This window comes from Paenibacillus arenilitoris (assembly GCF_014705655.1).
Classification (GTDB): domain Bacteria; phylum Bacillota; class Bacilli; order Paenibacillales; family Paenibacillaceae; genus Pristimantibacillus; species Pristimantibacillus arenilitoris.
In genome coordinates this window covers 1-14,822 of record NZ_JACXIY010000015.1, presented here as the reverse complement: position 1 = coordinate 14,822, position 14,822 = coordinate 1, and the positions used below count along the sequence as shown (strand labels likewise).

At 60.2% G+C, this 14,822-nt stretch carries 12 protein-coding genes; 1 reads left to right on the top strand and 11 read right to left on the bottom strand.

The genetic code is table 11. The features are described 5' to 3' along the window. Window positions 1-187 precede the first annotated feature (187 nt). Window positions 188-1,132, bottom strand: coding sequence for a GPR endopeptidase (gene gpr / locus IDH41_RS12765; RefSeq protein ID WP_397327959.1), 945 nt, complete (start codon window positions 1,130-1,132; stop codon window positions 188-190). Between the two features lie 281 nt (window positions 1,133-1,413). Here gpr and rpsT point away from each other — a divergent pair, with 281 nt between their 5' ends. Then, complete coding sequence (rpsT, locus tag IDH41_RS12760; RefSeq protein WP_190861580.1) at window positions 1,414-1,686, top strand: 30S ribosomal protein S20; 273 nt, start codon at window positions 1,414-1,416, stop codon at window positions 1,684-1,686. A gap of 70 nt (window positions 1,687-1,756) precedes the next feature. Here the strand turns inward: rpsT and IDH41_RS12755 are convergent, their stop codons facing one another. From IDH41_RS12755 to IDH41_RS12710, 10 genes are all read right to left on the bottom strand, one after another. Beyond that, on the bottom strand, window positions 1,757-2,908 hold the full coding sequence (locus IDH41_RS12755; protein WP_190861578.1) for a glycerate kinase: 1,152 nt from the start codon (window positions 2,906-2,908) through the stop codon (window positions 1,757-1,759). Next, a complete protein-coding gene (locus IDH41_RS12750; RefSeq protein ID WP_190861576.1) occupies window positions 2,905-3,279 on the bottom strand; it encodes a hypothetical protein in 375 nt (124 codons plus the stop codon). The genes IDH41_RS12755 and IDH41_RS12750 overlap by 4 nt, the downstream gene beginning before the upstream one ends. A 27-nt stretch (window positions 3,280-3,306) precedes the next feature. Further along, window positions 3,307-4,182: an NAD(P)-dependent oxidoreductase gene (locus tag IDH41_RS12745; RefSeq protein ID WP_190861574.1), complete on the bottom strand. Its 876-nt coding sequence runs from the start codon at window positions 4,180-4,182 to the stop codon at window positions 3,307-3,309. Between the two features lie 14 nt (window positions 4,183-4,196). Continuing rightward, a complete protein-coding gene (locus tag IDH41_RS12740; RefSeq protein ID WP_223829697.1) occupies window positions 4,197-6,230 on the bottom strand; it encodes an alpha-amylase family protein in 2,034 nt (677 codons plus the stop codon). A 63-nt stretch (window positions 6,231-6,293) separates the two neighbouring features. Further along, window positions 6,294-8,282 (bottom strand): family 10 glycosylhydrolase, encoded by a 1,989-nt coding sequence (locus IDH41_RS12735; protein WP_190861570.1) that lies wholly within the window; start codon window positions 8,280-8,282, stop codon window positions 6,294-6,296. Window positions 8,283-8,321: 39 nt separating this feature from the next. After that, window positions 8,322-9,005 carry a helix-turn-helix domain-containing protein gene (locus tag IDH41_RS12730; RefSeq protein WP_190861568.1) on the bottom strand — a complete coding sequence of 228 codons (684 nt, stop codon included), beginning with the start codon at window positions 9,003-9,005 and terminating at the stop codon, window positions 8,322-8,324. A 653-nt stretch (window positions 9,006-9,658) separates the two neighbouring features. Next, window positions 9,659-10,777 carry a DNA polymerase III subunit delta gene (gene holA, locus IDH41_RS12725; protein WP_317890739.1) on the bottom strand — a complete coding sequence of 373 codons (1,119 nt, stop codon included), beginning with the start codon at window positions 10,775-10,777 and terminating at the stop codon, window positions 9,659-9,661. 132 nt (window positions 10,778-10,909) lie between these two features. Then, complete coding sequence (locus IDH41_RS12720; RefSeq protein WP_223829710.1) at window positions 10,910-11,986, bottom strand: anti-sigma factor family protein; 1,077 nt, start codon at window positions 11,984-11,986, stop codon at window positions 10,910-10,912. A gap of 14 nt (window positions 11,987-12,000) precedes the next feature. Next, complete coding sequence (locus IDH41_RS12715) at window positions 12,001-12,549, bottom strand: RNA polymerase sigma factor (RefSeq protein WP_190861565.1); 549 nt, start codon at window positions 12,547-12,549, stop codon at window positions 12,001-12,003. 193 nt (window positions 12,550-12,742) lie between these two features. Next, the coding region (locus tag IDH41_RS12710; RefSeq protein WP_190861563.1) for a ComEC/Rec2 family competence protein at window positions 12,743-14,822 on the bottom strand (2,080 nt) is incomplete at its 5' end.

Genomic DNA, 14,822 nt, shown 5'->3' with positions numbered 1-14,822 from the left:
TAATTCTTCTAAATGGGTCGTTTAGCCGGAAGTTTCCGGCCAATAGCGCCAATACGGACCGTTATGAATGAAAAGTCGACCGTTTCATCCAAATAAGTGCATCTCTGTCCGTTACATTGTCAGCATGAGCCGCTCGGCCGGCCAACAAAAAACCGCCTCGTCGGGAGGCGGCTGTTATTATTCGTGCTCAGTGCGTATAGGCGGCCACGTTGTCCGTGTCGACCGCCTCGTGAAGCGAGGCGTTAAGCCCGCTCGCGATAATATTGGCGATGTCCTCGATGAATTCGTCGATTTCCTTCGGCGTTACGAGCAAATCGTGGCCGAGCGGACTCAGCACTTCCTTGACGAGCTGCAGCCGCTCGTTATTGTCCATCTGATTCACCAATCCTAAAATTTGATCCGTATTGCCGCCGCTCTGCTTGTCGAAATGGGAGCGCATCATCTCCAGCGTGTTGTTTACGATCGTCGAGGCGTATACGACCGTCGGAACGCCGATCGCGATGACCGGAACGCCGAGTATTTCCTCTGTCAGCCCTTTCCGCTTGTTGCCGATGCCCGATCCCGGATGGATGCCCGTGTCGGCGATTTGAATGGTCGTGTTGACGCGTTCCACCGCCTTCGAGGCCAACGCGTCGATGGCGATGACGACGTCCGGCTTCGTCTTCTCGACGATGCCGTGCACGATTTCGCTCGATTCGATCCCGGTAATGCCGAGCACGCCCGGCGCAACCGCGCTCACCGGCCGATAACCCGGCGCGACTTGATCGGGCATAAGCTCGAAATAATGGCGCGTGACCATGACGTTCTCGACGACGAGCGGCCCGAGCGCATCGGGCGTCACGTTCCAGTTGCCGAGGCCGACGATCAGCACCCGGGCCGACTTGTTGATGCTCAGCCTCTCGAGGAACTCTTCGAAATGTTTGGCGAACTGCGTGGCGACCCGGTCCTGCAGATCGGTGTCGCCTTCCCGAAGGCCGGGCACCTCGATCGTGACGTAATGGCCGACCATTTTGCCGATCGCCTGGGAGCCCTGCTCGTTCTGCACGTGAAGCTGCGTCACCGTTATGCCGTTATCCTCGGTCGTCTCGCTTTGGATGCCGGGTATCGGCCCGCCCTGCGGGGCTTCGGCCATCTCCTTCGCTTCCAGCGCCAGGTCGGTCCTTACGTCGTATTTTTGTAAATCAAGCTCGTTCTCCACTCGTTATTCTCCCTTCGCACGGATGTACTTCCGTTATTGTTCGCATACGCGGTATTTTCATACTCCGGCACGGCCGGTCCGCCGCTAGGAGGGCCGAACGGCAAATGCTTGACGGTATTGCATTTTGGGCGTCGGCATGATAATATATTTTAAGTTGTGTTGTCTAGGTAAATTTTGAATATGAACCGTCGTGATCAATTTAGGAGGTGAATTCCATGCCAAACATTAAATCCGCGATTAAACGCGTTAAAACAAGCGAAAAGCGTCGTGCTTTGAATGCTTCCCAGAAATCCGCGCTTCGTTCGGCCGTTAAATCCGCTGACCAAGCAATCGCCGGCACCGATGTAGAAGCTGCCAAAGCAGCTCTGATCGCCGCAACGAAAAAATTGGACAAGGCAGCTACGAAGGGCCTGATTCATAAAAATGCGGCTTCCCGCAAAAAATCTCGTCTTGCCAAAAAGCTGAACGCACTTTCGGCGCAAGCTTAATCAAGGCCGACAAAAGAAGGCTTCGCTTCTCTTTATGAGAGGCGAAGCCTTCTTTTATTCTATTATAGATTTATGCACGCTCGTCCGCAGCCGCACGGAGCAGCCGGAACAGCTGCCGGACGGTCCGCTCCAGCAGCTCCTCGGCTTGCTCCATGCAATCCGCGAGAGCGGCAGGCTCCTTCGTAATCGAGAAGCATCCGTCGAACCGAGCCTCGAGCTCCTCCGTATGGTCGCCCAAGCTTCCGGACAGCAGCATGCACCTTGCCCCAGCTTCCCGGGCGGCATCCGCCACATGAACGGGCAGCTTGCCGTACATCGTCTGCCCGTCGCTGCGGCCTTCGCCCGTAACGACCCAATCCGCCCCCCGGACGCGCGCCCGCAAGCCGGCCGCTTCCGTCACCCAGCCGGCCCCGGGTACGAGCTCGCCGCCCGCGGCTAGCAACGCAAAGCCGAGTCCGCCGGCGGCGCCGGCACCCGGAACGGCCTGCAGCGCCCGACCGACGGACGCTTCGATCATGTCCGCGTACGCCTTCATCGCGGCGTCCAGCGCTTCCTGCTGCTGAGGGCTTGCGCCCTTCTGCCTGCCGAATACCATCGTCGCGCCGCTCGGGCCGCATAACGGATTCGCGACGTCGGTCGCCGCCCGGATCGCGCATGCCCCAAGCCGCGGATCAAGACCGTCCATATCGGCCGAGGCAGCCGACAGCAGGTCTGCTCCGCAGCCCTGCAGACGGTTTCCCTCCTTGTCGCGGAAAACCGCGCCGAGCGCTGCCAGCATTCCCATGCCGCCGTCGTTGACCGCGCTTCCTCCGAGACCGATCACGAAGCTTCTAACGCCGTCGTCGAGCAGTTGAAGGATCGCTTCCCCGACGCCTCTGGAGCTCGCGCGGAACGGATCAAGCCGCCCTTCGGGCACCATCGTGAGTCCGCATATGCCGGCCGTCTCGAGCACGGCCGTCGGGTCTGTCCCCCTTCCGTCCCGGATCATCCCGACGAACGCAGAAGCCGGTTCCCCGTGCGGGCCGTTGACCGCCACCTGCTTGCCGGTTCCGCCGGCCGCTTCGAGCACGGCCGCAACCGTGCCCTCACCTCCGTCCGCCAGCGGAATGACGTCGCATTCCGCGTCCGGATATACGGAGCGGATCGCCCGGGCGGCCGCGGAACCGGCCTGCGCCGAGCTTAAGCTGCCCTTGAACGAATCGAAAGCGAGCACAACTTTCATACGCTTGTTCCCGCTCCCTTCGCTTTCGAATGTTCGCCGATAAACCCGGTCAAATCCACCTTCGCCCGGAGGCGCGCGCTTTCTACGGCGCCCAAGCCCGCGCGGTCGATCAACCGCTCCCAGCTCTTCACCTTATCCGCGTTGTCGCCCGTTCCCGTCAGCGGGTTGCCGAACGCCGTCAAGCTGGATATCGTCGCTCCGCTGCCGGCGAGCTGCTCGTTCACCCGCTTCGCCTGCTCCGCCAGATCGATGGAACCGGTCGTTTGCCAATGCGTAAGTCCGAAGCTTTCGAAGCCGTGATCCAAATAGCAGGGAATGACTTCTTCCGCGTAAGCGGCCTTGACAAGGACGCCGATCGGCAAATGCTTCATTTCGTTCACCTCTCCCGAATCGCGACTTTATTCCCAAGCTTGATACAACGCTTGCGTACCTTTGTCGGCGAGCCCGGCAGCAGCAAGCTTCTCGTAAAGCCCTTTGGCAAGCGCGAGCCCCGGCAGCTCGATCTCCATCTCCTTCGCGGCCTCGAGCGCGATGCCCATGTCCTTGATGAAATGCTTCACGTAGAAGCCGGGCTCGAAATTGCCCGCAATGATGCGCGGCGCCAAATTGCTGAGCGACCAGCTGCCGGCCGCGCCCGATTCGATGCTCGTCAGCACGCCGTTCAAATCGAGCCCGGCATGCTTCGCGTACACCAACGCTTCGCATACGCCGATCATATTGGAGGCGATGGCGATTTGATTGACCATCTTCGTATGCTGGCCGGCGCCTGCTCCTCCTTGCAGAACAATGTTTTTCCCCAGCAGGCCGAGCAAAGGCCGAACCGCCTCGAAGGCGTCCCGGTCGCCGCCCGCCATGATGGAAAGCGCCGCGTTCCGCGCCCCTACGTCTCCTCCCGACACCGGCGCGTCGAGCGCATGCAGCCCTTTGGCGGAAGCCGCCTCGTAGATCCTCTGCGCCAATCGCGGGCTGCTGGTCGTCATGTCGATGAGGTACGCGCCGGGCTTCGCCGAGTCGACGATGCCCCCTTCTCCCAAATAGAGCGATTCCACGTCCTGCGGATACCCGACGATCGATATGACGGCGTCGCATTGGCTCGCCAGCTCGCCTGGCTCGTCGTGCCAAATCATGCCGAGCGCAAGCAGCGGCTCGGCCTTCGCTTTCGTTCTCGTATAGAGATGAACCTCGCAGCCGCCGCTCTGCAAATGCTTGGCCATGCTGCTTCCCATGACGCCCGTTCCGATAAATCCGACTTTCGTTCCTTTGACAGCCAACATAAGACGACCAGCTCCTATTCCTTTTGTTTGACGATTTTGACGACTTCCCACACGTCGAGCTTAGGTACCGTAAACCGGACGACGTCCTCTTCTATTCGAAACGGCAGGTTGCCGGCTTCGAGCAATCCGCTCACCGATGAAGCCGAGCCTTGCAGCGCGGCTAGCGGCAGCGCCGCTTCGATCTGATAGAGCGGGATCGCGCCCGTGAGCGGCCTTCTGCCCGCCCCGTTGACGAGGTGCAGAAGCAAGCCTTCTTTGTTCCGGTAAAGCGCGACCTGCAGCCCGGTCACCGGCGTCATGCGGATGAGGCGATCGCCGTTCAAAACCAGATCGATCGCGTTATCGAGCAGTTGATAATGCTCGCCCAGCTTGAAGTCGTTCAGCAGACCGCTTAGCGAGAACGGTAAATATAGCACGCCGCCTCCGCCGGCCCTGCGATGAACCGCAAGCGGGATATCGGTGCGCTCAACGGACAGAGAGGCTCTCTCCGGCGGCGCCCCGACGCTTTCGAGCGGCGAGAACGGAGGCACCAGCGTCGCCAGCACGGCCGACCCTGCCGCGGGCTTGCAGTAAACGACGCGTCCGCGATGCGCGATCAGCTCCGTATCTTCGAGGCCAGTCTGTAGCGGATTTCCCGTTCCTTCAAACCGCAAATAGCTGGCGGCCAACGGCTCGCTGACCGTCAAGGCCGGCAACACGCCAAGCAGCTCGCACAGCTCCCCGCGAACCGCCGAATGCAGCATTCCCTCCACGATCAAATGGCCGCCCCGGTTCACGTACTCCCGCCAGCGGGCGACTTCCTCCGTTCCGATCGGATATTGCTCCGGAACGATGACCGCCTTGTAGCGCAGCAGCGTCTCCAGGCCAGCTTGCTCCTCCGGAAGGATGTCGAACGGAATTTGGCGGTTAATCAGCCCGTCCGCCCATCCCTCCGTCGACGGTCTCGCGCTCCAGAGCAGCGCGACGTCCGCCAGGCTGTTCGCGCCTTGCATTTCCTGCTCGATCTTCGCGACCTGCTTGTTGAAATGGGTAACCGTCTTTACGATCCGCTTATCCCGGATCGTATCCGGCACGCCCGTCAGCGAATGCCAGATTTGGCCGCCGTATGCGGGGATTTGCGCCAGCCAGAACGCGTAATCGGCGGGCGGCAGCCCGGTATGCCGCCAGTCCATCCCGGGGCAGGAATGCACGATGCCCAGCGGCGCCGCAGCGCCCGATCGGGACCGGCCGAGCTTGATGCTGAGCGCCGGCTTCCAAAACTCCGGTATTTGCCGGTGGCCTTGGGACAAAACGTTTTGCGGCTCCGTGCAGAGCAGATCGGCTGCGGCTTTGCGGTCATCCAGCCGTTCGTTGAACAGGTTATAGTAACTGATCACCGGCACGTCCGGCCGGGTTTCCTTAATGACGCCGTTCAGCAGTTCCATGTTATGCTTCAGGCACAGCGACCCCCAAGAGCGGTCGTAATCCTGCGAACGCTCCGGCATCGGCGAACCGAATATATCGAAGTACTTGTCGCGGCAGCGGCCGCACTGGCAAGGTATCGTGCCCGGATTGTTGAAGAAGACCCCGTCGATCGCATACCGGCCGAGCGCTTCGGTCAGCACCGGCGCCGCCACCTCTTCGTTGCGGTAACCGGCATTGATGCAGGTCGACATGAGCAGGGACCAGCTGCCCGGGCGCTGCGCGCCGATAATTTGCGGGTGGCCGTCGCCGTTGCGAACGAACCATTCGGGCCGCATTTGGTAGACGGCGTCGTCGGCTTTGCTGAAGTCGACCCTCGCAACGAACTTCAGCCCTTCCTTATGGAAGGCCGCGATGACCTCCTCCAGCAAGTCCTTGTCCTTCGGCAAATATTCGTTCACGTGATGGAACGGAATCTCCGACCGATACCAGGCATATATGCCGCCGACGTTGAAGACGACCGTGTTGGCGCCCATCTCCTTCAGCTGTCCCGCGAGCCGCTCCGGATCGATGAACCTCGTATCCTTCACCTGCAAATTCGGCTGAATAATGCGCAGCGGCTGCCGCCACCATGCTTGTGCGTCCATATTCCCCACCTCCATGAATTCAAACTGCTGCAATGATCCGGGAAATTTCTCTCCGGATACCGGCTATCGCAAATGATACGCTCCGTAAGTATGAAGCTCCGCAAGGCGGACAATGATCCGGCCATCCCTTTCCTCGATCCGCGCTTCGCCGCCGCCGTTCAGGTTGTCGGCTTTGCTTAAGCCCCGGATCCCGGTCAGCTCGGTCAGGATGCCGCTCATCGGAATCGGCGCCTCGTATGTAACGCCGTTGAATCCGGATAAGTTGATCAGCTGAAGCAAATAGGTGCCGTCCGGCAGCCCGTGGAACGTCATTTCCACGCTCGGGTGCGCATTGGTGGTCAGCCGCCTGTCTCCGCCAAGCAGCTTGTCGATCACGCCCGCCGCAATTTGCTTGTGGTCCGCGAAGCCGTGGCGATAATACAGCTCGCCGACATTCCAAGCGATATAAGCGCCGCGCCCCCTGCCCTCGGCGGCGTCAGTAAAGCCAAGACCGTACCGTTCCGTCAGCTCGTGGCCATAAGCGCGCTCGGGCGGTCCGAACGTAGAAGGCGCGACCATCGGAAGCATCTTCTCCGCGTCGCCGCCGTACCGCATGAAAGCGAACCGCCCGTTCACGATGACCCATTCCCGCTTGGAAAGAGCGGGGAACATCGCTTTATCGTCGACGCGAACATAAGCGGCCGTCGTATCCTCCATCCCCCCGTCCTGCTCGGCGTCGAACAGGGACGCCAGCGCTTCCCGGCATCCCGCAAGCGCGCCGCCGGTCGCCGCGATATGCACGCCGCGGCCGCGCAGGCCGGTCAAGACGCCCAGCTCTTCGTCCGTAAGCGCTTCGATTCCGGGCAGCACGACGACCTTTGCCCCTGTTCCCGCGATATGCGGGAGCCTCTCCTGCAGGACGACGTCGAAGAGCATATGCTCTTCCTTAAGCATTTTGAACACGCCGAGATATTCCTGCCGGGCATCCCGCATCGAAGCGGACGGCTTCACCAGCACGACGTCCGCTTCGGAGAGGAACTGCCCGAACAGCGCTTCGCGTTCCTGATGGAAACGGAAGACGTTCTTCGCCTTTTCCATATTCGCTTGATCCGGATATCCCTCGAACGCGCCGATAATGCAGAAGTCGAGACCGGAGCCGTTGGCGATATTTTCGTACAGCCGAATTTCCGTCTCGTAAGCCGATACGCCTGTGAAGCGATAGGTCAGGTCGATGGCGTTGATCGAGCAGTTGCTCGTCAGCTTATCCCGGTAGCTTCCGGCGATCGGCATCACGTTCTCGGCCGCCGAATACAGCCATTTCGGATGCGGTCGGCCGAGCGCCGTATTGGATTCATGCCTGACGATGTCTACTTTATGGGGGTGGTATGTGCATATCGCGACTTCAGGCTTCAAGCGCTTGATATGGCCGTGAATCGTATCCAGGATGTACATAGCGGTCTCCTCCTGGAATTTCCGGTATGCGACGTAACGCTCCGACCGTTTATCCTCGTTATGAGGAAGCTCGAGCCCGTACATGTCCATGAAGCGCTTGCGGCAATTGCCGCAATAGCAGATGCCGTAATAATTGCCGCTGTAATCCCAATTCTGGTAGCCGAACATATTGAAAAACACGCCGTCGACGTCGTAGCCCGTCAACACTTCTTCCAATATGTCAAGGGAGTAGCGCTGCTGGTAGCCGCCGTTCAGGCATGTATGGACGATGCCGAAATAATTGACCTCGCCGCCCGACTTCGTTCGGTAGAACCACTCCGGGCGCGCCTCGAAGATCGATTCGTGCGCCTTGCTGAAGTCGAATCTGGCGATGAACCGAATATCGTTCGCATGCGCCTTCTCGATCGTTTCCGCGAGCAGATCCTTCTTCAAATACGGGGTTACGTACTGGTACTGCAGCTTGGACGGGTAGAACGCGAATATCCCCCCCGCGTTCATCATGAGCATATTGGCGCCAAATTCCTTCAGCTCCTTCACGAGCAGATCCGCGTCCAGATCCGCGTCGGTCTCGCGCAGATTGTTTTGCACGAGCCGAAGCTTGTTGCCGGTCCACCAAGCCATCCTAATCCTCCTTTTCGCCTCGCGGGCATGCCCGCGGCGTTAATTTCGGCCGATCTGGCGGTTGCGGTACTGCTGCGGCGTTATGCCGTAGAACCGCTTGAACTGCTTGATAAAGTGATGCGTCGTCTGATAGCCCGCCTTCTCCGACACCTCGTAAATTTTGTAGCCGGTTTTTTTGAGCAGCACCACCGCATGCTCCATCCGCCGCTTGAGCAAATAATCGCTTAGCGTCTCGCCGGTCTCGGCCTTGAACGCCTTGGACAAATAGGCCGGGTGGAAGCCGAGCGCATCGGACAGCAGCTGCAGCGACAAATCCCGCTCAAGGCTTCCTTCGACGAACTGCCGGACTTTGCCGGACAACGACGGCGCCCGGTCCGAGTCGGGGCTGCCCTGTTCCGGTGCTGCTGCGCGGTTATGCTTTCCGCGGCTAACTCCTCGCCGAGCGCGCGGAGCGTCCCGATCAATTCGGCCTCGACAACCGGCTTCATAATATACTTCGAGGTTGTAGCTCCATTGCCTTCTTCGCGTACTCGAATTCCGCGTAGCCTGATAGCAGCATGTGACCGTGCGCGACATTTCCCTCAGCTTATGAATTTCCAAATAATTGCGAATGAGCCGCAGCTCCTCCCGCATATCCGTCATCGCCGTTTCCGTTCGGGTCGTATAACGGCAATATTGGCTTAAGTCCTGGGTGAACGCGATGACGGCTTCCTTGTTGCCCATTTGGGTCATGCTTAGGATAAAATCGAAGTTATTTCGGATGGCAAGCGTCGTAGGCCGACCGCCACAGCTGCTCGCTGATTATGTCCAGCGCAGCTTTAGCATCGGTCGGCTTCGGGATCGACGCAGCCTTTCTCATGCCAATCCTTCATTTGGGCCGGGAAGCGCTTAATGCCCGGTTGGATGCCGTTGTAGACTAGCTGGCTGCTCTCGTCCGGATTCCAAAATTCCCAGATGTATTTTGGAGGGCATATGGTTGCCGAAAGCCCCGACGAGGCCGTTGCCGGTCGCCATCCAGTTATACGTGCCATCCTTCAAGGAGACGGCGAGGCCGCGCGTTTCCTTCGCCGCCGTCGTTCCCTGCGCCCGAGCAAGCTGTAACCGCTAACATAACCGCCAGTGGGATGGCCAAAGCTTTTGCCGCGGATGCCGCTTATTTCGTTGCCGATATTGCTTTCACTCTCAAATCCCCCCTCGACTGGATTGTCTCTTGCAGCTTTATTGTAGACGGTCGTTATTCTCATTCACATACAACAGTTTTTAGATTATAACAGTTTTTTAATTTGCGGTACGTATCGTGCCGAGCGAGAATATAAAAACGGCGGTACGGGGAAAATCCCCATACCGCCGTTATGCGCTTACGCCAATTGTCGCATTCAAGCGCCTTTCTCCATCCCGAGCGACAGCAAATACAGCTCCAGCCCCAGCGTCTTGTCGATCGCGCCGGTTTTCATCCGGTAATCGAGCTCCGCGAGCGATGCGAGCAGCTTCCCGAGCCTGGCCGCTTGGAACTTGCGGCTCTTCTCCGCCGCCAGCTTGACCGCGTAAGGATGCAGGCCGAGCTGGCCGGCCATCTGCTGCGGCGAATACTGGTGCTGCTCCAGCTCCTTGATCTGCAGCATGATTCGAAGCTGTCTCGCGATCAGCGCGGCGATCTTGATCGGCTCTTCCCGTCTGACCAGCAGCTCCCGGTACAAGCGGACCGCCCGGTCGATCCGCAGCTCCGCGATCGCGTCGACGAGCGCGAATACGTCCTCTTCGACGGTCGCGGGCGTGAGCAGCGACGCCTGCCCGGCGTCGATCGTGCCTCCCGCGCCTGCATGCAGGCACAGCTTGTCCACCTCCTGCGCCAGCTGCTGCATGTTCGCACCGGCGCGCAGGAGCAGCAGATCCGCCGCATCGGCCGTTAATTGGCGGTTCTGCTCCGCAGCCCGCTTGATCATCCACTGCTTGAGCTGCGCCGCGTCCAGCTCGGGGAACGGCACGAGCGCTTTCCTCTCCTTCAGCGTCTTGACCAGCTTGCGCCGCTCGTCCAGCTTCTCCGCATGGACGGCGAACACGATAACCGATGTCTCCGACGGATATTCCATATAGTTCAGCAGCTTCTCCGGATGATGCTCGACCTTGCCGCCCTCCTTGCCGCCGGCGGCAAGCACGGAAGCGTCGCGGATGACGATCAGCTTGCGCTGCACGAAGAACGGCAGCGTCTCCGCTTCGAGCACCGCTTCGTCGATCGGCGTCTCGGCCGTATCGAACTTGACGATGCCGAGCTCTCTCTCCTCCGCCGTGAACATCGCTTCCGTCAAAAAGTCGATAAACTGCTGCAGCCGGAACCGGTCCTTCCCGTACAGCACGTAGATCGGCCGGAACCGGCCGCCTTTGATTTCCTTCAGCGCTTCCTTCGCGTCCAAATATTCACACCCCGTTGCCGTATCCGGCCTTAAAATCGGGCAAAGGGATGAGCCGCTCGCGGGCTTCATCCCTTTGCCGAACATCTATATAAACATCCGCAGGCAGGTCCATGGTACCGCCCTGCGGATGGTCATACGACGTTTCACGCTTCGTCGCAGACACTTTCGATACTTCCACTATACGCAGACGCCGACGAAAGTGTGCGAATATCTCTGCTATTCATGCTCGGCTTTCTTCTCTTCGCGGGTCGCCATATCGATCACGTACGTCTCGATGGCGCCTTTCTCGACATGAACCTCATAGGTCAGCCGCGCGCTGTCCTCCGACCAGACGAGATTGGTCAACGTTCCGTTCTTGCGCGTCGATTCGAGCACGAGCGATTGGTCGGAAGCCGCGTATACTTTGACGACGAAGCCTTCCGCTTGCGCGCTGTACTTGCCGTCCGGCGATACGCTCGCGGCGCGGTCCTCGCCGAAGCCCTGATTGCCCTGCTTGTCGCCTTGCGCGCCGACCTCGCCTTCGGAAGGCGAGGTCGGTTCCGAGCCGCCGCCGTTTTCGGCGCCGTCCGCAGCCGCTTCTTCGTCGCCGCCTCCCGCATCCCCGCCCGTGCCAGAGGTGCCCGCATTCGATCCGCCCGCGGGAGCGCCGCCCGAGCTGCCTTCGATCGGCTTGCCCGGCTGTCCGTCGCTGCCGTCTCCCGCGCCGGGTTCGCCGCTGCTCCTGACCGCGTCTTCCTTCGACGTATCCTTGACGGATTTGTCGTTCTCGCCCGCGATCGAGTGAAGCGCTTCCGTTCTGACATCCGACGCCTCTCCGTCCTCATTGGAGAAGGCATACTGTCTGACGTCACCTTCCGCGGCCGTGTTCGCGGCGCTGTCGTCGGCCGAGTGCTTGGTTAAACTGAAATTCGGCCCTTCGCCCGCGTTGTACGTGACGAGGAACAAGCCCGCTACGATCCCCGCGGCGATAACGCCGCCCATTACGCGGACCGACGGCCAGCGGCGCTCCCGCTTCGCGCGGCGCGGAGCCGGCTCTTCGAGCTCTTGGTTCGCCGCGGGCGCGGTCGCCGCCTCCGTCTGGCCGAACAGCTCGATCCGCTCCAGCTGCGGCATGATCGCGTCAACCAGGCTGTAGCTCGGCGTAACCTTCGGCAAACTGGTAAGCTCGGCGGATAACAGCTTCAGCCTCTCCAGCATCGCTGCACAGTCCGGACACTGTCTAGTATGATTGTCCAAAACTTCGATCTCGCGCTCGTCGAGATCGTCGTCTAGCTGTCTTTGCATCAATTCCATCACCTCTTGACAATTCATCCCCGGACACCACCTTTCTGATAATCATGAAGTAAAGTTTGCAGCTGCTGCCTGGCACGGAATAAATAGGATTTCACCGTATTGAGCGGCAAATCGAGCGAGTCGGCGATTTCATTGTAAGAGAAATCCTGCAAGTATCGAAGGACGACAACCGCGCGGTGATGCTCGGGCAGCTTGTCGATCGCGGCCCGAATGTCCTTCACGGCGTAAGCGGACATCACCTCGTCCTCCACGTTCTGCTTCTCCTGAAATACCATCTCGTGCTCGTCGATCGAGACGGTGGGCTTGTTTCTGCGAAACTTATCGATGCAAATATTGGTCACAATTCGCTGAATCCATGTTTTGAATTGCGCCTTCTCCTCATAGGAGCCTATCTTCGTATAAATGCGGATGAGCGCTTCCTGCGCCGCGTCCAGCGCATCCTGCTCGTTATTTAATATATAATAGGCTGTCCGATACACATGTGTTTCAACCTCTCGCAACAGAGTAATTAAAGCGTCGCGATCTCCCGACTGAGCCGCTCTAATCAGGCTAGGCTCCACCACGAAGGATCCCCCTCTCTTGCAACCATTCTGACGAACCGGTTACGATAAAAGTTGCAGTTTAAACCTAAAATGTACTTTATTTATTTTATATACTTTTTTATATGTCGCAATTCGGAGAGATAAACTCCACACTCAAGGATACCAAATTTATAGAACCTCGTATATAGACATCCGGCGATTGGCGCCGATTCTGTTATTGTCGCTTGCGGACGAACACGCCTGCCGGGATCACTTTAAACCGAACCTCGCCGTCGCGGTCCGTCCGCCATAATGCCGTTCCCGACTCCTCCAGCCTGCGAACGACGTCGGGATGGGGATGGCCATACGTGTTCGTTGCCCCGACGGAGACGACCGCGGCGATCGGCTGCCAATAATCGAGCCATTCTTCGCCGGTCGAGAACCGGCTGCCGTGATGCGCGACCTTCATGACGGATACCGGCGCCTTAGGCGTGCTCGCGGACGGCGGCAGGCTTTGGATGACGGCCCGCTCCGTCTCCGCATTAATGTCTCCCTGGAATAGGAATGTAGAATTATAGAGCCGGATCGTCAATACGACGCTGCCCTCGTTCTGCTCCTCAAGCGCGGACACGATCCCGTCCGGCGCTTCGTGCGGCCATAATACCGTCAGCGACGCTTCGCCGTCGATGCGTCGCTCCATGCCCGCGCCGGCGGCGTAGAGCGGGATATCCCGGGCGACAGCGAAGGCGAGCAGCTTCCTCGCGTCCTCCGCCTCCTTGACCGTACCGTTCCACAGGATGCCGCGTACCGGAATCGTCTCGACGACGGCCTGCAGGCCGCGGATATGGTCGCTGTCCAAATGCGACACGACGAGCAGATCGATTTCGCGGACGCCTCTTTTCATCAGCAGCGGTACGAGCAGCTTGCGGCCGATTTCGAACGGATCGCTCCGCTCCTTCCATTCCTCGCCGGGCTTCCGGAACGAGAGCGTGCCTCCGCCGTCGATCAAAATATGCTTGCCCTCGGGCGTGCGGATATGAATCGAATCGCCTTGGCCGACGTCGATGAAGCTGACCTCGGCTTCCCGATCGAGAAGGTCGGGCGCATAAGCGTACGCGAGTAAGATCGTCATGGTTGCCACAACGGCGAGCAGCGGGCGGCCCGCGCCTTTATTCGGATGCGGCGGCGGCTCCCCGTCCAGCGGGGCGGTATCGTCCGGGTCGGCGGCCGATACCGCGTCGGTCCGGCGCGCCCGCTTTCCGAGCAGGTTAAAGAAGGCGCCGAGCACGAGCAGCCATGCCGCGACCCACCAGAGCGGCGGGGTTGCCCAGATCATGCGGAACGCGTCGACTCTCGCCAGCAGCTCGACGAGGGCGAACGTCCAATCATTGGCATAATGGGAAGCGATCGCGAGCAGCTTGCCGCCCGGCTCCCAGGCCAAGGCGACGAGCAGCGCGGCCGCCCCGATCGGCATGACGACGAAGCTGATGAACGGGACGAGCAGAAAGTTCGCAAGCAAGGACAAGGCGTGGAATTGGTTAAAATAATAGATCGTTACCGGGAAAGAAACGAGCTGGGCGACGATCGTGACGGCCGCCAAATCGAGCGCCGCCTTGCCCCGTCGCCAATCCGGCATCGCCCGGCGTACCGGCGGCACGCCGACGATCAGGCCGAGCGTCACGATGAAGGACAGCTGGAAGCTGACGTTGCCGAGCAGGAACGGATCGACGATCAGCATGAACAGCGCGGCCGCCGCGAGCAGATGCAGGCCGTCCTTCAGCTTGCCCATCCGGGCGGCAATGAGCCCGAGCACGGCCATAACGCCCGCGCGGATAACCGAAGGAGACGCGCCCGAGAGCAGGACGTACAGCGGCACGGCCAGCATGAGCGAGAGCAAGATCCGCTCGCGCGTCATCCTCAGCAGCCGCAGCAGCCCGCCGAGCGCGTAGAGGAATACGGCGACGTGCAAGCCCGATATCGCCAATATATGCGTCAGGCCAAGCCGCGAAAATTGCTGGAACTGCTGCGGATCGAGGTCCTCGCGTATGCCGAGGACGAGCCCTTTCATGTACCCGGACTGTTCGGAAGGGTACAGCGCCTCCATCCGCGCGCCGAGCAGAGCGCGCGCGTCGTCGATGCGGCCGAGCAGCGCGGCCGCGGTCCACCAGGGGCCCGGCGCCGCTTCGACGGCGGCGGTGCCCCTCGCTTTGAGCAGCCAGTGGATGCGCTGGCTGCTCAGATAGCGGCGGTAGTCGAAGCCGCCGCCGTTCGTCGCGCCGGCCGGCAGCGCCAGCTCGCCGGCCGCGCGCACGCGG

Coding starts and splice junctions, on each gene's coding strand:
- gpr (WP_397327959.1), bottom strand. CDS start 1,132: ATGGCCGAAGCCCCGCAGGGCGGGCCGATACCCGGCATCCAAAGCGAG.
- rpsT (WP_190861580.1), top strand. CDS start 1,414: ATGCCAAACATTAAATCCGCGATTAAACGCGTTAAAACAAGCGAAAAG.
- IDH41_RS12755 (WP_190861578.1), bottom strand. CDS start 2,908: ATGAAAGTTGTGCTCGCTTTCGATTCGTTCAAGGGCAGCTTAAGCTCG.
- IDH41_RS12750 (WP_190861576.1), bottom strand. CDS start 3,279: ATGAAGCATTTGCCGATCGGCGTCCTTGTCAAGGCCGCTTACGCGGAA.
- IDH41_RS12745 (WP_190861574.1), bottom strand. CDS start 4,182: ATGTTGGCTGTCAAAGGAACGAAAGTCGGATTTATCGGAACGGGCGTC.
- IDH41_RS12740 (WP_223829697.1), bottom strand. CDS start 6,230: ATGGACGCACAAGCATGGTGGCGGCAGCCGCTGCGCATTATTCAGCCG.
- IDH41_RS12735 (WP_190861570.1), bottom strand. CDS start 8,282: ATGGCTTGGTGGACCGGCAACAAGCTTCGGCTCGTGCAAAACAATCTG.
- IDH41_RS12730 (WP_190861568.1), bottom strand. CDS start 9,005: ATGGGCAACAAGGAAGCCGTCATCGCGTTCACCCAGGACTTAAGCCAA.
- holA (WP_317890739.1), bottom strand. CDS start 10,777: ATGTTCGGCAAAGGGATGAAGCCCGCGAGCGGCTCATCCCTTTGCCCG.
- IDH41_RS12720 (WP_223829710.1), bottom strand. CDS start 11,986: ATGGAATTGATGCAAAGACAGCTAGACGACGATCTCGACGAGCGCGAG.